This window comes from Pseudomonadota bacterium (assembly GCA_034660915.1).
Taxonomy (GTDB): Bacteria; Desulfobacterota; Anaeroferrophillalia; order Anaeroferrophillales; family Anaeroferrophillaceae; genus DQWO01.
In genome coordinates, this window is the sequence record JAYEKE010000045.1 from 1 (window position 1) to 17,858 (window position 17,858).

Below are 17,858 nucleotides of genomic sequence, written 5' to 3' on the forward strand. Positions count from 1 at the left end.
CCAAGTCCCTGCGAACATTGCCCAGCCCTGGAATCTTTGCAGACCCGCATTCCCACCTTCCTTGGCAGTCATAACATCTCCCAGGAAAAAATAGCCTGTATTTTCAGCTACCCCCTGCTCTCCGATGATGAAATCGACGCCCTGGTCATGGTGGATTTTGACCTGCCGGTCCAGGTATGGCTGGAAGAGCAGATGAACCAATCCAGTACTTTTTTGCACAATCTTCTGCTAAGTTCGGTGGATGGCGTCGTGGCCGCCGATAGAACCGGCAAACTGGTTATTTTCAATCACTCAGTTTCAGAGATCCTGGGGTACGACATTGACGAAGCCCTTGAAGAACTTAATGTCAGGAATATCTATGTTGATGAAAACGAGGCAGCCGATGTAATGCGTAAACTCCGCAGTAAAGAATACGGTGGCAAAGGAAAATTAAAAGCCCACCATGTCGAACTGCGGGGCAAAAAAGGAGAAACAATTCCGGTACGGCTCAACGCCTCCATCGTCTATAAAGATGATCAGGAAGTGGCGACAATCGGTTTTTTCCGTGATCTGCGGGAAACCATCGAAATGGAAAAAGAATTGGAGAAAACTCAGCACCAGCTGCTGCAGTCGGAAAAGATGGCCTCCATCGGCAAACTGGCAGCCGGCGTTGCCCACCAATTGAATAATCCTTTGGGGGGAATTATCCTGTTTACCAAATTAATTATGGAAGAAAATAATTTAGCTGCAGAAGTCCAGGAAGATTTGCGCCGCATTTTGAGAGACGCAGAAAGATGTCGGGATACGGTCAAAGAACTATTGGAATTTTCCCGCCAGACCCGCCAGTTTATGCAGCCCTGTGATATCAACAAGGCTATCAATCGAACTATGTTTCTGCTTGAAAACCAACCTATTTTCCATAATATCGAGATAGAAAAAAATCTGGCTGAAGCGCTTCCGCTGGTGCAGGGTGATACCCAACAATTAAATCATATGTTAATGAATATCATCCTTAATGCCGTCGATGCCATGGAAGGCAAGGGAAAATTGACCATCAGTACCCGCTTGCCGGCCACCGGAGAACGGATGTACAAAGAAGATGATGATACCCAGGTGTTGGAATATCCTTTCTGCTGGCTGCCCTCACATGGTGATCGCCTGTGCATTGAGATCTCTGATACCGGCTCTGGCATCCCCAGTGATATCTTACCTAATATTTTTGACCCTTTTTTCACCACCAAAGAGGAGGGCAAGGGGACTGGTCTGGGATTAAGCATGGTTTACGGCATTGTCGAAAACCACGGTGGCAACCTTATCGCCAAAAGCAAGGCCGGCGAAGGAACAACGTTCATTATAACCCTCCCCCTGGCAACCCAGGAAATAGCAGGAGAGAACAATGGATAAAGAGCTCAATCCTCTACACGTTTTAGTGATTGATGACGAACAGGATCTTCGGGATGGGTCGGAACGAATTCTGGTGCGCATGGGATTTACGGTTTCCAAAGCAGCCCGGGGTGATGAAGGATTAAAAATCCTGAAAAAAGATCCCGTCGCCATTGTTCTCCTCGATCTTAAAATGCCGGGCATGGATGGCATGGAAGTTCTTGGACATATCAAAAAGATCAATGCAGACATTGTCGTTATCGTGGTTACCGGTTTTGCCACCGTAGAAACAGCCATTGAAGCGATGAAAAAAGGTGCCTATGATTTTATCCCCAAGCCATACGAACCCGACCATTTGCGGATTGTCGTCCGCCGGGCCCAGGAAAAGATAAACTTATTGCGGGAGACGGAAGAACTGCAAAAAGCACGACAAAGAACACTGGCCGATCTGGATGCCGAAAAAAGTCGGACCCGAACCATTATCGAAGCCTTGCCCAGTGGCGTGGTGGTCACTAATACCGAAGGTGTGGTGGTGCTGATGAACCCGGCCTTTCTCTGGTATCTTGGCCTGGACGCGAACTTTAAGCCGGGAAAGCAGATTGAAGCATACATTAAAGATGATGGTTTTTGTAAAATGATCCGGGGAATAAATGAAGGTGGTTGTAAAAAAATGAAAGAACCGCCAACCTATGAATTTGCTTTAGCGGACAACAAATTTCTGCTGGCCGAGGGGCAGGCAATTGTCAATGAAGAAAAGGACTGTTTAGGAGCGGTGGTTATTCTTTCTGATGTGACGGCCCTGAAAGCCCTGGACCAGTTGAAATCGGAGTTTGTTGCCAAGGTATCTCATGAACTGAGATCGCCCCTTTCAACAATCCATGAACAACTGGTGATGGTGGAGAAAACCCCCGATAATGAACAATATCTCCTCTCCCGGGCCCGGGAAAAAACCCAGGGATTGATATCATTGATTGGTGATTTACTCGATCTTTCCCGGATCGAGGCCGGTCATGTGGGCCAGGACTTAAAACCGGTTGCCGTGGATGAACTGTTGCGCAATATTGTTGATTTCATTACCGCCCAGGCCCAGAGCCGCAAGCAAAACCTGACTATTGAACTGCCCGAGACCTCACTGCCAAAAATCCTTGCCGATCCCATGGCTCTGGAAAGTATTTTTGGCAACCTGATCGCCAACGCCATCAAATACACCCAGGAAGGCGGCGAGATCACCGTCAAAGCACAGCCGGTTAATGATCAGATACAGGTGGAAGTTACAGACAATGGCTTTGGCATCGAAGCCCGCCAACTGGATAAACTATTTGATAAATTTTTCCGGGTGAAGACCGATAAAACCCGCTATATTACCGGTACCGGTTTGGGGCTTTCCCTGGTCAAAGGCCTGGTGGATAAAATGGGGGGAACAATCACGGTCAAAAGCAAACCGGACCAGGGCAGTACTTTTACCGTCTTGCTGCCGGCAAAAGCTGCGTTTGAATAACCAGGAAATATCTCGCCATCCGGATCAGGTAATTTTTTCAATGGCGGCAGCCACCATTGCCGGTGAAATTTTCAGTCCGGGCCAAAACAGAGCCAGGGCATGCGTGGCCTGATGCCCGAGAATAGATAAACCGTCCATAAACATGAGCCCCTGCCGATCAGCCAGCTCCCGCCATATATTAGGCTGCTTGTCGTAATTGAAATCAACCACCATTTGACCGTCGCACAGATCAACCTGCTTGATCAAAGTTGCCAGATCCGGCGCTTCATCGGCATGGGAAACGGATGTAGCATTGATAACAATATTTGCCGTTATGGGTTGGTCGGCAAGAGATGCCAAAAGACCTGGCTGCCCTCCACCGATGTGAGCGACAATTTTTTGGGCATTTTTCAATTGTCGGCCAGTGACGACCATTGACGGAATACCCAGCCAGTTAAGGACAAAGACTGCCGCTCTGGCAGCCCCACCGGTGCCGACAACCAGGGCGGATTTGCAGGCTGCCGTTTTAAAACCGGCAGCCCCAAGAGCATCAATAAGACCTAGCGCATTGGTGTTGAAACCTTTGTAATAGCGCCCATGACGGACGACAGTGTTGACCGCGCCAATGATTTTTGCCCCTTCGGAAAGGGCAAAAAGGTGGGGGATAATCTGTTCCTGATAGGGAATGCCAATGTTGGCCCCGGCAATATGCAACACCCCCAAGCCCTGCACCGCGGCTTCAAGATCCTCTGGTTCCACCATAAAAGCCGTGTAGGTACCGCTGATGCCAACCAATTCCATCAGCGCACGATAAACAGCTGGCGCCTTTGAGGTAAATACTCGTTCATCGCTTAAAAAAGCAAAAACCTTGACCGGGTGTTTACTTGCCGCAGTGACAGTATACACTATCCAACTCCTCCATTTAATATCGACAGCCACCCCACCTGCCCTGGGAGAAAAGGGATAACCACTGGGGAAGTTCCTTGCCTGATTAAAAAACCCTGTCACACCAAATGGCAGCGCAGCAGGGTTTTCAGAGCATTTACAAATTATTCACCTTTACTTTTTAGGCGAATCCTTCTTGGGAGGCGGTTTGATCCCCAATCTCTTGGCTGTATGATCCCTGCCCTGATAAAAATTAAGCCAGGAAGAGCTTTGCCACAGGTTCCAGTCACAGGGGGAAACGGTATATTCCGCTATTTTACCCTCTTCTTTGTATGGTTTTAAGCGGTCATAAGCCTGCACCCAGATACATTTTTTTTCATTGGGGTACACCTCACACCAGCCATCATAGCTGCCCCCACAAGGTCCGTTCCTCTGGCTTTTCGGGCATTGGGACATGGGGCAGACATAGGCCGTATCAAACAAGGCACAGTCACCACAGTTCATGCAGTTGAACATGGCAACTTTTGACATATGCTCAAAAAAATCAAATATATGTTTGGGGGCATGAGTATTGTCCAGCCAGGCGGCTATGGGCTTCATGGTCTTATAGACCGCACTCTTTTCTTCAAAAAGAAGATGGTGAGCTACGCGCGAAAAGCGATAGATAAAAGGAATCGAGGGTTTCGAGGGCCGCGGGGCATACTCATCGGTATTCAAGCCGGTTTTTTCATCCTTCTCGAAAAGATAAAAACCGTTTTCCTGGGGGTAGTCAAATTCCTGCACCAGGCTTTCCCAGTTGGCAGCCAGTTCCTCACCTTTGTCAATGATGTATTCCACCTGTTCATAAGTAATCCCATGGCCACCGATATGGGCTCCGGCACACCCCATACCCTTGGCAAAAGCATACATCTTGGCGGATTTCAGCAGCATTGCCGCTTTGCCTTTATCGTCGGCCTTTTTTGCTTCCGCCAGTTCGGCCAGGTATTTGTCAGTTACCACGCAGCCGGGTATACCATTGGAATTCATGAACCTGCCGGCCCCATAGGGCAGCACATAAATATTAACAAAGACCGGAATATTGTAGTTATTGACTCGCAACCAGGTTAACAACTCGTGATATTTCCTCGCGTCATAACCAACCTGGGTAATAATAAACTTGGCCCCGGCCTCAATCTTTTTCTTCAGCTTGGCATACTGTCCCATTAATTCCGATTCAAGTTTTTTGAAAGGGGAAACACAGGCACCGGCAAAAAAGTCGGTGGCGGCCAATTTTACGGTCTTGCGCATTGCCTTATGTTCCAGACCTGCATTCATTTTCTCAACCAGGCGCAAAACATTGGGAGGATCCAGGTCAAATACCGGTTTTGCCAAACCCTCAAAAGCATCACTACCGGAGTAGTCACCGGTCAATACCAGAACATTTTTCACCCCTTCAGCGGCCAGCCCACAGAGCAGACTTTCGATTTCACTTCGGTTTTTATCCCTGCAAGCCAAATGGGCCAAGGGTTCCATCCCAGCGTTCTTAATCTGCACACACAACATCTCGGTTGACAATGCCGGATTCCCGCCGGGATTGTCAGTAACACTGATGGCATCAATCTTACCGCCAGCTGCGGCCTTGGCAACATTATCGATAACTTCTTCATGCTGTATTTCAAAAGCACCACGACCGGGGATCTGCTCCCAGGTAACACAGAAAGCATTGGGATCAAGCAGTTTTTCCTTGAGAACGCTTTCCCTTTCGCTCATTCTGACGGTAATCTTTTCAGCTAAGCCGATAGATTCCCGCAAGCGGGCAATAGAAGTCGAATCATCGGGGGAAATGGTAATATAGTCATCCGCATCCATCTCCAGAGCTTCCTGCCTGGTCCATCCCTTCTGGGAGAGTTCCGCGCTGCCAATTTCAACAATCAGCAAAGGAGTATGCTTGGTTAACCAACCACTACGTAATTTTTTATGCAGCTGAAAAGAAGTACCTCGAGGTTCCAGATAACCCAGCACAATAGCATCCGGACGCTCATTCCTGGCCAGGGATAATCCCTCGTCTTCACTTGAAGCAGTGAGAACTTCAAACTGATCTTCAAGGCTCTTGCCAATCATCTCATGGAAAGCCGATTCGCTGCCAACCACCAGGACTCTGATTTTCTTGTTTGTTTTTTCCATCTTGGATCTCCTGTAAAAACAACCTTACATCATCAAAAGGTTCATCCTCACCCGGATCTACCGGGACCACATAATTAAGCGCACCGTTCTTGTCGCTGAAATGGCTTCATAACATCTCTTCAATACTGATGCCGACGGCCTTTTCTCTCCTGACAAAGCGCAACTGACCGATTCTTGAAAAACCCTGAAACACACAATATAGTACATACATTTCAACATAATTGTCCATTCCCGTTACGATTTTATCAACTGTCTGATATAAATAGTGGAGGTTGAAATAGATAAACAGGAAAGGGAAACAACAAGAATGTTGTTAGATTTTTCACAGGCAGGCAGGAATTTTTTTCTTTGGGGAAATAACCCGTCAACTGCTCACTTGAGTATTGGCAACTTAAGGGATATAAATTTACCTTAAAATCGCTCTGGGAACCGCTTTTACGGTTGTGGCCGTTGATCATCACCTCTACTGCTGCGAATCATAGCATAAATAATTAAAGCCCTAATGCGGGAAAGATCCCGCAACCCAAACGGGCTTTATCGGCCCGCAAATAAGTGCTCTTATCAGAGCCTTGCATAAGTTTCTTCATCGGAACCTTTGCCTGACGGCAAAGAACCCGTGAAGCACTTAACGTTTTCTTGTTAAAAAACAAGAAAACAACCTGCAAGGCACTAAAACTTCCCGGTTTCGTAAAAGATACGAAACCGGGAGGTTTTAGTACAATACCATATTGAGGCTGCAACCCATCGTACAATCAGGACAATAAAAGACATGCCCACAAGTTTTCTATTATTCAACAAGGCCTTTGACGCTTTTAAGAATCTGTGCCGCTGATGCTGGTTTGGGAAGATAGTCATCAGCTTCCATACTCATTCCCCCACTGTGTGAGTAGCGGGTTGACCCCACATGGGAAGCCACGGCAGTTAACATAACAATGGGAATATCTGCATATTTAGGATCAGCCTTAAGCTCGGCGCAGACCTTGTATCCATCCTTTTCCGGCATCATAACATCCAAAACAATGGCATCCGGGGGATTAGCCTTGACTTTTTCCAGTCCTTCAACACCATCATAAGCCTGCTCAACCTCAAAACCATCAGCTTCAAGATTGGCTTTCACCAGGGAAGAAAAATCAGGCTCATCATCCACCACCAGAATTCTTTTTTTGTCACTCATCTATGCCTCCTTACTTAAGCCGTAATGAAAACTAGCAACCTCATCGGAAGACCAATAATCATGGAATTCCACTATTATTTACCGTTTCTTATAACAAAACTTCCGGAAGTTTATGTTCCCAGCCAACAGTGGAAATCATGACACCACCAAAACCGGCATCTTCCAGTACCGCAATCACTTCCCTGGCAATACGGACACACTCACTTGCCTTATCGGCAGATTTTCGAATGCGGTCAATGATACTGTCAGGAATAGAAATATTTTCCTGAGTTTGACTGATATAGCGAGCCATTCCAACTGATTTAAGCAACAATACAGTGGGAATGACTTTCGTTTTCTGGCAATTAATTGCATTAGCCAGGGCTTCAGCAGATTCCAAATCAAAAATCGGAGAGGTAACAATATATTGGGCACCAGCGGCTATTTTTTTATTAACTTCTTCTATTTCCCGGTCCAAAGCCTCTCCTTTACACCCTGCATTTGCCGTTGCGCCAAGCAAAAAAGCAGGAGAGCCGGAGAGAGGATTACCGGCCATATCCCTGCCATTATTCAGTTCCCGGGCTGCCTGCAACAATTCAGGAAGCCCAAGATCATAAACCGCTTTTGCCTGAGGATGATCCCCAACGCTGGGGTCTTCACCGGGGACCGCAATAATATTGGATATCCCACAGGCACCAGCAGCCAGGAGGTCCGCCTGGAGGGCGAGCTGGTTACGATCCCGGCAGTTAACTTGCATCACCGTTTCCATACCTTCATTCTGCAGAATCATTGCCCCTCCAAGAGCACTCATGCGCATTACCGCATTACTCATTTCGGGGACCACGAAAGCCGTCACCTTGTCTTTTACCTGCCGGGCATTGGCAATCATAGACACAACATCAACCCCTTTAGAGGGTTCTATTTCTGCCAGAAGGGAAAATTCTCCCGCTTCTAATTTGTTCTTTAAGCTCATCTGCTTACCTCCAGTAGATAGGCCTGATTAGTCGGAATTACTCTAGAGAAATTCCATATTTTCCGAATTTTCCTTTTTATGACTGATATTTTCCGCTTAGTCAAGAAAAAAGGCCTGGATCTAACCCTGACAGCTTGTTAGTGTTCATCCGGAAACATTCATTTCCTGATGAACGCTTTCAGCGATCAGCCGTCAGCTGTCAGTAAAACAATGGAAAAACAGATGATTAAGCTGACCGCGGAAAGCTGAAAGCTGATTGCCCATCCGGAAACACTGGTTTCCGGATGGAAACTTGTTAGCCCGGAAATTGCTCAATTTACAAGCACGTAGCATCCGGTTTATCCTGGCTCACTATCCCGATATAAGGCAATTCCCGATATCTTTCAGCATCATCCAATCCGTAGCCGACGACAAAAACATCAGGAATAGTGGTCCCAAGGTAATCGACCGCACTTGCATCATGCCCTTCCTTGCCAAGCAAGACACAGGTTCTGACCCTGCCAACCCCCCGTTCACGAAAAAAACGGGTGACTTCCAGCAGAGTCAATCCGGTATCCAGAATATCATCAACCAGCAGAATTTCTCTGCCCACCAGATCCAGTTCCGGCAGTTCTAAAATCTGCACAGTGCCACTGGAACGTCTGCCGAGATAACTTTTAACCCGGAGATATTCCATCTCAAGACGAACACCAAACCCCGACAGAGATCGACAGAGATCAGCCATGAACGGCAGACAGCCTTTCAGCAGACCAACAACCATAAGTGGCTGACCGTCAGCCTGATCGGCGGCAATTTGGCAGGCCAGATGTTCAATAATCTGCTCAATCTGATGCTCATCTAGGAATTTATCCATCGTAATCAGTTCTCCAAAAGATTTGGAACCAAAAAAAAACCGGTTAAACCGCCTTATTGCTAGGGATTTAACCGGTTTTAAAAATATAGGCTACAGAAAAACCCGTATTTACTTTTTTTGAGGCGGGGGCTGTATACCAATCTTTTTAGCCGAATGATCACGTCCCATAAAGTAATTTACCCAGGACGACCGATGAAAAAGATCCCAGTCAGACGGCGGAACAACATTACTTTCAATCGTATCCTGCTCACCATTTCTTTTCAAACGATCATAGGCTTGCACCCAGACGCACTGTTTTTCACCGGGATAAACCTCACACCAACCCTCAAAACTGCCCCCACAGGGACCGTTGCGCTGATTTTTCGGACACTGGGACATGGGACAAAGATATGCGACATCGTTCAAGGCACAATCACCGCAATCCATACATTCAAAAAGAGCTGTTTTCAACAGACGTTCAGTAAAACGGGAAAAAAGTCCAAACGCACCGCCATTATCAGCCTTCTCGCATATTTTTCTCATCAGGCCAAACATCATGCCATCAGGTTCAAACATAAAATTATGCATCATGCGGGAAAACTTGTAACTGAAGGGAGCCTCGGGAGGTGCCAGACAGGGAGCCTCTTCTTCAGTATTCAGGCCGGTTTTCTCATCTTTCATGAAGTAGTAAAAACCACCTTTTTGCGGAAGGTCAAATTCAGCCACCACATCCTGCCAGTTGGGTGCCAGCTCCTCGCCCTTTTCAATTACATAGTTAACATCCTCAAACTTCACCCCAAGGCCGCTGATATGAACGCCATCATAACCCATACCTTTTAAAAAGGCATACATTTTTGCTCCACGCAATAAGCGGTCGCCTTTCCCTTTATCATTAGCCTTACGTTCTTGATCCAGGGAATCGACAAGTTTCTGAGTCACCACACACCCGGGAACCATATTCTGACTCATTACCCGACCGGCGCCAAACGGCAAAATATAAATGTTGCCGATGAACGGCACCTCAAAACCATATCTCTTTTTGATCTGAATCAATTCCTGAAATTTACGCGCATCATACCCAGTCTGGGTGATAACAAATTGCGCCCCGGCATCCACTTTTTTCTTCAATTTATAATACTGGAGCAACTGTTCCGATTCCAGTTTCTTAAAAGGAGACGCCACCACCCCCGGGAAAAAACCCGTTGGCTTTATCTTGATCGGGCCTTTCATCCCGGGATACTCCATGCCCTCATTCATTTCACCGATCAATTGCAGGACATGAACCGGATCCAGATCATACACCGGACGCGAACGTCCTTGAAAACCGGCAGCCGGATAGTCGCCACTCATAACCAGCAGGTTGGCAACCTTGATCCGTTCCAGACCATACAACAGATTTTCAAGCTCATTTCGGCTCTTATCTTTACAAGTAAAATAAACCATCGGCTGAAGACCCAGTTTACTCACTTCAATACTCATAATTTCAGCCGAGACAGAGGGATTTCCTCCCGGATTGTCAGTAATGGTCAAAGCCTGAATTTTTCCGGATTTAGCCGCCTGTTCAGCCTTAACAACAAAATCTTCCTGGGCTTTCTCAAAAGCCCCTCGTCCCGGAACTACCTCCCAGTCGACGGAGAACTGATCTTTGTTGCATAATGATTGCTTATAACTGTTTTCCATTCCCCCCCCCCCCAATAAAAAACGCCCTCATGAGACCTCACCGTTCTTTCAATGGGCACAAATCAGGGCGTTTAAAATAACTATTTTTTTAGATCACCCGATATATCTTTGTTTGTAATCTTCCTGCACCAGGCTTCTTCGGGTCTGGTTCTCCCACTGCCGCGGCGGCTTCACGTTGATGATATTTTCCAGTCGCCCCTGGGCCTGCAGGCGTTTGTGAATTTCATACCAGGCACAGGGAGTGTCTTTATCCACTTCACAGGTACCATCCAGCCTGGTGCCCCCGCAGGGGCCATTGAAAAGGCCCTTGGCACAGCGGGTCACCGGGCAGATGCCGCCGGTTTCCGCCAGCACACATTCCCCACAGGTACGGCAACTTTCTTCAAACCAGCCAATATCACGATCAGCACCGCAAAAAACGGTATTCAAAGCCGGGAATATCGGGGTCTCAGGATAGCGTTCAGCCACAAATTGCACTCCAACCCCACAGGCCATGGAAACCACGGCGTCATAATTGGCGACCATTTCATCCAGGGCTTCAAAAAAATCATAGTTGCATTGTCTTTCAATGACAAAAGCATCAATATTAAGAACAATATTTTCCGAACTGAGATCTTTTTTCAGATCGGCATTCAGGGTATTAACCTCTTTCTGCCCCCCGGCCAGGCAAATGGATGTACACCCACCGCAACCGATATTCAGAACCTTTTTATAATCCTTAACCATATCCTTGATCTCTTCAAGGGGTTTTCTCTCAGCTATAATCACTTTTTCCTCCGTTCAAAAAAGATTCATTTATTGTCTGACATGACAGCCGCCACAGGTCCGGGGACCGGTTTTTTTCCCTTCCTTCCCTGTTTTTGTATGACATCCGGTACACTTGCGATGATAGGCGTGCCGCAACCCCGGCCGGGCGTTCAAATTATGACAGCTGGCACAGCGGATATCGGCATTTCCTTCTTCCAACGTATCTTCATCCAGGACATTCTCTCCTTTTTCATACCGATGATGACAATCGAGACATTCTAAAACCTCCATGTGTTGCTCATGGGGAAAAGTAACCACGGGCCGTTGTGCATGCTTAAATACCTCCGGATTTTTTATGACTATCGTCTCCGACTGCGCCCACAGCGTAGAGGCATATACTAACATCAGCATCACCCCCAGCAGCACATATATCAAGTTCTTCTCTTTCATCTTCCTTTTCTCCTTTGCCGTTATAGCCAACTTTCGCCCCCATCCTGTTGTGGATATACCCCTTCAGATCGGCAGATACTCCGCGTAAAGTCAATCATCCGGGGAATATCAATCCCGATAGGGCAGTAACAGCGATGGCAAAGCGCACAATTCCCCCAGACCAGACCTTTGATTCCTTCCAGAAATTTCCGGTCAACATTCCCTTTTTTCTTGTACAGCTTGCCCAGGGAATTAATGACCTTAAAAGAAGGCATGTACTGGGGATCCCCATTATGAGCCATATACAAAAAACAACTCTCAGCACAGATACTGCAATGCACACAGTAATTCAGGATACGCTTCATTTCCGGTTCTTTTTTCTTCAGCATGCCGGCAATCGCTGCCGTATCAACTGGTTTTTTCTCTTGATCAGCCATTGACTTTACTCCCTTTTCGCTCTCTGATTTATTTCACTGATTTAGAATAGGACCAGACCCTCGTTCCCGACCCCAGGCTGTATTCATAACGCATCAGGTAACGATAGAGAAAAAACAAAAGCCCATGTTTCAGTTTGGTAAAGGGAATGGCCACCAGCACTACTTCCCCGGACAGAATATGCAGAATCAGCATGGTGTCATAATCAAACCACTGGCGGGTAGCCATGTATCCGGTTAAAAAAGGGGCCGCAACTATCAACAGTATGATGTAATCATAAAGGGTCGTAATGGCCCGGACCCGATAGACAAAGATGCGGCGCAAAAAGAAAAAAATCCCTCCCATAAACACCAACACCGTGAGGATATTGGCCGCCAATTCGGGAAAAACAAAGAGACTGAAACCAAATGATTCATAGAGAAGAACATTATGCGCCAACAGGAAAATCGGCAGCATAACAAGACAGACATGAAAAATGGTGGTGATCACCGTCATGAACGGATGCACACCCAGCATACTGTTATTAATGGCATCAAGGCTTGGACCACTTCGCGGTTCTATTTTTCCAAGAAGACTTGCGGGGGGAAGGACGACGGGCTTCTCCCTGGTCAGGGAGAAAAATTGCCGGGCCTGAAAAATGAGGCCGACGACAAACACCACTATGGCAATCAGCGCCAGCGGTCCCCGGACTAGACCGTATATTTCATTCATGGATACCTCCTATTACATTACCAAGCATTCTAGAGATGAAAACCTTTAATCTACACTTGGGGCCGAGGCAACATGTTGGCACGCTCGGCAATTTCCGGCACCCTGTGTTCCCACTCAATGGGCATTAAATGCACGCCGGCTATTCCCTTCATCTCTTTGAATTCCTCTATCTGCTCACAGGCAATTTTAATCCCCTCATCAGCAGCCTTTTTCTTCTCCACTCCCTGCAAGCGGGTAATAATCTCATCCGGGACATCCATACCCGGAACATTATTCTTCATATATTTCGCCATACCGACACTTTTCATCGGCGTAACCCCGGGCAGAATATATACTTTTTCCGTCAGCCCCATGTCGTTAGCCTGGTGAACCCACTCGCGCATCCTCTCCATATTAAAGACACACTGGGTCTGGACAAAGTCCGCTCCGGCAGCCACTTTCTTCGCCAGACGGTAGACACGCCACTCAAAAGGTTCACCAAAAGGATTGGCCGCCGCGCCAATAAACATCTTCGGCGCCCCATTAAGTTCATCTCCACCGAGGAACATACCATCATCCCGCATTTTTTTCACTATGCTGATCAGCTGAACGGAGTCGACATCATATACCCCTTTCGATTTGGGATGATCACCAAACTGCTGATGGTCTCCGGACAGGCAAAGAATATTCCGGATTCCATGGGCATAAGCACCAAGAATATCACTCTGCATGGCAATCCGGTTGCGATCCCGACAGACCATCTGGAAGTTAGGCTCTATCCCTTCCTCCAGCAGAATCAGTGAGCCAGCCCAACTTGACATGCGGACCATAGCCGTCTGGTTATCGGTCATATTGGCCATGTCGACCATCCCTTTTAAGTGTTTCGCTTTTTCCCTGACTGCCTCGACATTCGCTCCCCGGGGCGGACCAACCTCCCCGGTAAAGGCAAAATGTCCCGCGGTTAAAACCTTCTCAAGATTACTTCCAGACTTCATCTGCATTTCCTCATCTTTTCAAAATTATAAGATAATAAAAACAGCAGCTTACAATAAAGGACCTTGCTTTTCCGAGCATATATCCCCTGCCTCGGCAGACTATCCCTTTTACTTAATTAAGCAATGGCTCCAAACCTCTGAAGTAGCATGGTGAAATAAATCACGGGCCTGTATGAGCCCCCCTCTCCATCGCCATCCACTAATAAGCCAAATGAGCACTCATTGTCAAGTATTTCTTATATTGTATTTATTGCGCCATCATCGCCCACCAAGGATTGTTTTAACTGCTACGAGATCCATCCACTGCTGAATAGCCTCTTGTCTTTCATCCGTATTGCCCGGTTTTTTCTTGACTCTGAAAAGAATTATTGCTATATCGCGATGATAATTATTGCTTGTATTATCAATCTGTTATAGCAACATCCGGACATCATGTTCACTGGCATTATTGAAGAGATCGGTTACATTGAGGATGTTAACGTGACTCGGGGCTCCGGCAGCTTGGCCGTTAAAGGAGAACTTGTTCGCCAGGACTGTCACCTTGGAGACAGTATCGCAGTCAATGGAGTTTGCCTGACGGTTACTGATATTTCCGCCTCTTCTCTACGTTTTGACGTCTCTGCTGAAACACAGGAGCGATCCGCACTTGGTTTGCTCCAACGAAAGGATCCGGTTAACCTGGAAAGAGCTATGGCGGCTAATGGCCGCTTTGGCGGGCACTTCGTCTCCGGTCACATAGATGGAATCGCCACTATCGTCGGACGCACGTCGGATGCCAATGCTACCATTTTCACCATTACCGCCGCGCCTCAACTTATTCGCTATGTTATTGAAAAAGGCTCCATAGCTATTGACGGCATCAGCCTGACAATTGCCAGCTGCGATTCCACTTCTTTTACGCTAGCCATCATCCCCCATACGCTCAACCGGACGACCCTCCGGTGGCGACAGATAAACGATATTGTCAACCTGGAAAATGATCTGGTGGGGAAATATATTTATCGATTCCTTCATGTGGAGGAAGAAAAAGGGTCTGCTTCAGCTATTGATAAAACGTTTCTCAAAAGGCATGGTTTTGCTTAGGTTGAGTTTTATTTTAAAGGAAAAGGAAAAGTAATGATTATTGCAAAAATTGAAGATGCACTACAAGATATAAAAGCCGGCAAGATGGTCATCCTGGTTGACGATGAAGACCGGGAAAATGAGGGAGATCTGGTCGTGGCGGCTGAAAAAGTAACCCCGGAGACCATTAACTTTATGGCTAAAAACGGCCGCGGCTTGATTTGTCTCAGCTTAACCGAGGAGCGAGCTGATTATCTCAATCTGCCGCCCATGGTTGTCGATAACACCTCCAGTTTTCAGACCGCTTTTACCATCTCCATTGAAGCCCGGCGTGGGGTCACCACCGGAATATCCGTAGCCGACCGGGCCAAAACCATTTTAACCGCCATTGATGATGCCGCCGGCCCCCATGATTTAAACCGCCCGGGACATATTTTTCCCCTGCGGGCCCGGAAAGGTGGCGTTCTGGTGCGCACCGGACAAACCGAAGGATCCGTGGACCTGGCCCGGCTTGCCGGGCTGAAACCCTGTGGAGTCATTTGTGAAATCATGAATGATGACGGCACCATGGCCCGGATGCCCCAATTACAGGAATTTGCCCGTGAACATGAACTGAAAATCATTTCCGTTGCCGATATAATCGCCTATCGCATGCGCAAAGAATCCCTGGTTCACAAGGCGGTGCAGGCACACTTGCCCACCCGCCACGGAGATTTTGAAATTATTGCCTATGAAAATGAGGTGGACAGACTTGACCATCTAGCTTTGATTAAAGGTGAACTGGATGGTGATAACCCCACCCTGGTCCGGGTCCATTCCGAATGCTTTACCGGTGACACCCTGGGATCCCTGCGCTGCGATTGTGCTGACCAGCTGCATGCAGCCATGGAAAGGATCGAAAAAGAAGGACGGGGCGTCCTCCTCTATATGCGCCAGGAAGGCCGGGGAATCGGCCTGATCAACAAATTGAGAGCCTATTGTCTGCAAGAACATGGGCGGGATACCGTTGAAGCCAATGAAGAACTGGGCTTCAAGCCTGATTTGCGTGATTACGGCATCGGCGCGCAGATTCTGGCTGACCTCGGCCTGAAAAAAATCCGCCTCCTCACCAATAATCCCAAAAAAATTATCGGCCTGCAGGGATATGGCATTGAAGTTGTGGAACGGGTACCGATGGAAATTGAACCCAATGAAATAAATCTGGGCTACATGAAAACCAAATGTGAGAAAATGGGACATATGATCAGCGTTATAGATAACCCGGAGCAAAACAACTGTCAGCAAGGGGAATAGCAATGGTACAATACATCGAAGGCAATCTGCATCAGGGTGGAAGATACCGAATCGCGGTGGTCATCAGTCGCTTCAACAGCTTTATTACTGAACGCCTGCTGGAAGGCGCTCTGGATGCCCTGCAGCGACATGGTGTTGATCCTGATTCCTGTCAAGTATACCGTATTCCAGGAGCGTTTGAAACCCCCCTGGTGGCTAAAAAACTGGCCAAAAGCGGTAAATTCGATGGGATTATCTGCCTGGGCGCGGTCATTAAAGGGGATACACCTCATTTTGATTACGTCTCGGCTGAAGTCAGCAAAGGAATTGCCCAGACGTCACTGGAGACCGAACTGCCCATTGCCTTTGGAATTCTGACCACCAATAACGTGGAGCAGGCCATAGAAAGGGCCGGAACCAAATCAGGTAATAAAGGCTGGGATGCTGCTGTCAGCCTGCTGGAAACCATTGATCTTTTACATAATATTTGATCCTTCTGCTACAATTGAGACCGCATAACTTATGACCAGCAGCCGACGAAAAGCCAGGGAGTTTTCCCTGCAGATGCTCTATATGTTGGATATTGTCAAAGACAGTGATTTTCGTTCCTGTCTGGAAACCTACTGGGATCATTTCGGCCAGTCAAAAGACAGCCGTCCATTTGCTAATCAATTGACCCAGGGAGTGATTAAACACCTCAAAGAAATAGATCAGGCCATTAGCGGCTGTTCTCTTAACTGGAAATTGAGCCGCATGTCTTATGTGGATCGTAACATCCTCCGCCTGGCTGTTTTTGAATTGCTCTATTGCCCTGATATCCCACCAAAAGTATCCATTAATGAAGCCATTGAGATCAGTAAACGCTACGGGGACAAAGATTCCGGATCCTTCATCAATGGTATCTTGGATCAAGTTTTCCAACAACAAAATCCCGCATCTGATCCTCTGGTTAAAAATCGCGAAAACGATGCCCCGGAAAAAGCTTCATCTTCGTAAAGCTTCTGCTGCTTGTCGCACTGGTTTGCACCTTTGCTTCGCTTGCGCCCTTAGTAAACTCGGGACTGTCCCCAGCTTCACCGGGGGCTGTCCCAGATGTTTACTGAGCGACAGCGAGGAAGTGCCCTTGGGGTGTTTCGCACGGGGACAGAATTGAATTCTGTCCCCACGTCGTATGTCCCCACATCTTAAAAAAGGAGCATTACAGATGGATCGTAACTTTTACCAGCAATTCATGGATTCCTGCCAGAAAGATCAGGAAAACCTGACCAACCTGAAAACCCTGGTGGAAACCACTTTGAATACCCCCATCGAAATCCAGATTAGCAAAATCGAAGAGGAGCCGGTTATTACCGCCAGGCTACTGGAAAAGGGGAAAATACGCCAGGCCGCCGGGGGATTTTCAACTATTCCCGCCTATTTTGATGATGGCCGACTGCGCCTCATGCCCCTGTTCCTCTATGAAACCGAGACCATTGATCCACGTTTTCTGGCCTACGAGAACTCTCATATCCAGCAATTTCTGGATAAAAAAGGAGAATATGCCAACTACAAGGAGTTCTTTCTCAATGCCCCCGAGGCCAACAGTCCGGAGGAAAAAAAGATTGACTATCTGCGACATGTAGCCAGGCGGGTTCTCATCAATGAACAGCTTGCATTCCCCTTACTACACCCCGGGAAAGAGAAAAAAACCCTCCGCTCCTTAA

At 47.4% G+C, this 17,858-nt stretch carries 18 protein-coding genes; 7 read left to right on the forward strand and 11 right to left on the reverse strand.

Features of this window, described 5'->3' with window-relative positions; genetic code table 11:
* Positions 1–1,383, forward strand: a 1,383-nt coding sequence (locus tag U9P07_02530) for an ATP-binding protein (GenBank protein ID MEA2108284.1), incomplete at its 5' end; no start/stop codon positions are given.
* The gene (locus U9P07_02535) at positions 1,376–2,860 is read left to right on the forward strand and encodes an ATP-binding protein (protein ID MEA2108285.1); all 1,485 of its coding nucleotides are present in this window, start codon (positions 1,376–1,378) and stop codon (positions 2,858–2,860) included. The genes U9P07_02530 and U9P07_02535, both read left to right, overlap by 8 nt.
* Before the next feature lie 24 nt (positions 2,861–2,884).
* Here the strand turns inward: U9P07_02535 and U9P07_02540 are convergent, their stop codons facing one another.
* The 11 genes from U9P07_02540 to U9P07_02590 all read right to left on the reverse strand — a co-directional run bounded on the left by U9P07_02540 (position 2,885) and on the right by U9P07_02590 (position 13,821).
* Positions 2,885–3,745 carry a hypothetical protein gene (locus U9P07_02540; protein ID MEA2108286.1) on the reverse strand — a complete coding sequence of 287 codons (861 nt, stop codon included), beginning with the start codon at positions 3,743–3,745 and terminating at the stop codon, positions 2,885–2,887.
* A gap of 153 nt (positions 3,746–3,898) precedes the next feature.
* Positions 3,899–5,887, reverse strand: coding sequence for a methylenetetrahydrofolate reductase C-terminal domain-containing protein (locus U9P07_02545; protein ID MEA2108287.1), 1,989 nt, complete (start codon positions 5,885–5,887; stop codon positions 3,899–3,901).
* Between the two features lie 787 nt (positions 5,888–6,674).
* Entirely contained in the window at positions 6,675–7,061 is a 387-nt protein-coding gene (locus U9P07_02550; protein MEA2108288.1) for a response regulator, read from the reverse strand.
* An 88-nt stretch (positions 7,062–7,149) separates the two neighbouring features.
* Positions 7,150–8,013 (reverse strand): methylenetetrahydrofolate reductase, encoded by an 864-nt coding sequence (locus U9P07_02555; protein ID MEA2108289.1) that lies wholly within the window; start codon positions 8,011–8,013, stop codon positions 7,150–7,152.
* A gap of 316 nt (positions 8,014–8,329) precedes the next feature.
* Positions 8,330–8,866 (reverse strand): hypoxanthine phosphoribosyltransferase, encoded by a 537-nt coding sequence (gene hpt, locus U9P07_02560; GenBank protein ID MEA2108290.1) that lies wholly within the window; start codon positions 8,864–8,866, stop codon positions 8,330–8,332.
* A 108-nt stretch (positions 8,867–8,974) separates the two neighbouring features.
* Positions 8,975–10,525, reverse strand: a complete 1,551-nt coding sequence (locus tag U9P07_02565) for a methylenetetrahydrofolate reductase C-terminal domain-containing protein (protein ID MEA2108291.1) — start codon at positions 10,523–10,525, stop codon at positions 8,975–8,977.
* Positions 10,526–10,618: 93 nt separating this feature from the next.
* Positions 10,619–11,293 carry a methylenetetrahydrofolate reductase C-terminal domain-containing protein gene (locus U9P07_02570; protein MEA2108292.1) on the reverse strand — a complete coding sequence of 225 codons (675 nt, stop codon included), beginning with the start codon at positions 11,291–11,293 and terminating at the stop codon, positions 10,619–10,621.
* Positions 11,294–11,320: 27 nt separating this feature from the next.
* Positions 11,321–11,722 carry a cytochrome c3 family protein gene (locus tag U9P07_02575; protein MEA2108293.1) on the reverse strand — a complete coding sequence of 134 codons (402 nt, stop codon included), beginning with the start codon at positions 11,720–11,722 and terminating at the stop codon, positions 11,321–11,323.
* Positions 11,723–11,742: 20 nt separating this feature from the next.
* Positions 11,743–12,138 (reverse strand): (Fe-S)-binding protein, encoded by a 396-nt coding sequence (locus U9P07_02580; GenBank protein MEA2108294.1) that lies wholly within the window; start codon positions 12,136–12,138, stop codon positions 11,743–11,745.
* Between the two features lie 28 nt (positions 12,139–12,166).
* Positions 12,167–12,847 carry a hypothetical protein gene (locus U9P07_02585; protein MEA2108295.1) on the reverse strand — a complete coding sequence of 227 codons (681 nt, stop codon included), beginning with the start codon at positions 12,845–12,847 and terminating at the stop codon, positions 12,167–12,169.
* Between the two features lie 50 nt (positions 12,848–12,897).
* Complete coding sequence (locus U9P07_02590) at positions 12,898–13,821, reverse strand: methylenetetrahydrofolate reductase (protein ID MEA2108296.1); 924 nt, start codon at positions 13,819–13,821, stop codon at positions 12,898–12,900.
* Between the two features lie 432 nt (positions 13,822–14,253).
* Between U9P07_02590 and ribE (U9P07_02595) the strand changes: the two genes are divergently transcribed.
* The 5 genes from ribE (U9P07_02595) to U9P07_02615 all read left to right on the forward strand — a co-directional run.
* Positions 14,254–14,904, forward strand: coding sequence for a riboflavin synthase (gene ribE, locus U9P07_02595; GenBank protein MEA2108297.1), 651 nt, complete (start codon positions 14,254–14,256; stop codon positions 14,902–14,904).
* 33 nt (positions 14,905–14,937) lie between these two features.
* Positions 14,938–16,176 carry a bifunctional 3,4-dihydroxy-2-butanone-4-phosphate synthase/GTP cyclohydrolase II gene (locus U9P07_02600; GenBank protein ID MEA2108298.1) on the forward strand — a complete coding sequence of 413 codons (1,239 nt, stop codon included), beginning with the start codon at positions 14,938–14,940 and terminating at the stop codon, positions 16,174–16,176.
* A gap of 2 nt (positions 16,177–16,178) precedes the next feature.
* Positions 16,179–16,646, forward strand: coding sequence for a 6,7-dimethyl-8-ribityllumazine synthase (gene ribE / locus U9P07_02605; GenBank protein MEA2108299.1), 468 nt, complete (start codon positions 16,179–16,181; stop codon positions 16,644–16,646).
* A gap of 31 nt (positions 16,647–16,677) precedes the next feature.
* Positions 16,678–17,151, forward strand: coding sequence for a transcription antitermination factor NusB (gene nusB, locus U9P07_02610; protein ID MEA2108300.1), 474 nt, complete (start codon positions 16,678–16,680; stop codon positions 17,149–17,151).
* Between the two features lie 208 nt (positions 17,152–17,359).
* Positions 17,360–17,858, forward strand: a 499-nt coding sequence (locus tag U9P07_02615) for a hypothetical protein (GenBank protein MEA2108301.1), incomplete at its 3' end; no start/stop codon positions are given.

Excerpts from the sequence above, each read along its gene's own strand:
- U9P07_02585 (MEA2108295.1), bottom strand. The coding sequence starts at position 12,847 with ATGAATGAAATATACGGTCTAGTCCGGGGACCGCTGGCGCTGATTGCC.
- U9P07_02535 (MEA2108285.1), top strand. The coding sequence starts at position 1,376 with ATGGATAAAGAGCTCAATCCTCTACACGTTTTAGTGATTGATGACGAA.
- nusB (MEA2108300.1), top strand. The coding sequence starts at position 16,678 with ATGACCAGCAGCCGACGAAAAGCCAGGGAGTTTTCCCTGCAGATGCTC.
- hpt (MEA2108290.1), bottom strand. The coding sequence starts at position 8,866 with ATGGATAAATTCCTAGATGAGCATCAGATTGAGCAGATTATTGAACAT.
- U9P07_02565 (MEA2108291.1), bottom strand. The coding sequence starts at position 10,525 with ATGGAAAACAGTTATAAGCAATCATTATGCAACAAAGATCAGTTCTCC.
- U9P07_02580 (MEA2108294.1), bottom strand. The coding sequence starts at position 12,138 with ATGGCTGATCAAGAGAAAAAACCAGTTGATACGGCAGCGATTGCCGGC.
- ribE (MEA2108299.1), top strand. The coding sequence starts at position 16,179 with ATGGTACAATACATCGAAGGCAATCTGCATCAGGGTGGAAGATACCGA.
- U9P07_02600 (MEA2108298.1), top strand. The coding sequence starts at position 14,938 with ATGATTATTGCAAAAATTGAAGATGCACTACAAGATATAAAAGCCGGC.
- U9P07_02545 (MEA2108287.1), bottom strand. The coding sequence starts at position 5,887 with ATGGAAAAAACAAACAAGAAAATCAGAGTCCTGGTGGTTGGCAGCGAA.
- U9P07_02550 (MEA2108288.1), bottom strand. The coding sequence starts at position 7,061 with ATGAGTGACAAAAAAAGAATTCTGGTGGTGGATGATGAGCCTGATTTT.
- U9P07_02575 (MEA2108293.1), bottom strand. The coding sequence starts at position 11,722 with ATGAAAGAGAAGAACTTGATATATGTGCTGCTGGGGGTGATGCTGATG.
- U9P07_02590 (MEA2108296.1), bottom strand. The coding sequence starts at position 13,821 with ATGAAGTCTGGAAGTAATCTTGAGAAGGTTTTAACCGCGGGACATTTT.
- ribE (MEA2108297.1), top strand. The coding sequence starts at position 14,254 with ATGTTCACTGGCATTATTGAAGAGATCGGTTACATTGAGGATGTTAAC.
- U9P07_02555 (MEA2108289.1), bottom strand. The coding sequence starts at position 8,013 with ATGAGCTTAAAGAACAAATTAGAAGCGGGAGAATTTTCCCTTCTGGCA.